Annotated in this window: 1 pseudogene; it reads left to right on the top strand. The window is 74.8% G+C overall.

The features are described from left to right. Positions 1-400, top strand: a pseudogene (locus tag E1287_RS44545) (type I polyketide synthase); the annotation flags it as partial.

Here is a 400-nt window from a genome sequence, read left to right as displayed (position 1 = left end):
CCGCCACCCCGGCCCCGGCCCCACTCCTCATCACCGCCAAGACCCCGGCGGCGGTGCGTGCTCAGGCCGAGCGGATCGGCGACGCGCTCGCGGCCGATCCCGAGCTGGACACCACCGCCGTCGCCGCCACCCTCGCCACCGCCCGGTCCACGTTCGAGCACCGCGCCGCCGTGACCGGTGAGAGCCGCGCCGAACTCCTCACCGGGCTACGCGCACTCGCCGACGGCCACACCGCCCCCGTCCACGTCCCACAACCCGGCAAACTCGCCTACCTGCTCACCGGCCAAGGAGCCCAACGCGCCGGAATGGGCCGCGAACTCCACGACACCCACCCCGCCTTCGCCCACGCCCTCGACCACGTCTGCGACCACCTCGACCCCCACCTCCCCCACCCGCTCAA

The sequence above is a fragment of the Actinomadura sp. KC06 genome (assembly GCF_004348735.1).
Classification (GTDB): domain Bacteria; phylum Actinomycetota; class Actinomycetes; order Streptosporangiales; family Streptosporangiaceae; genus Spirillospora.
This window is presented reverse-complemented; position numbering and strand designations above follow the sequence as displayed.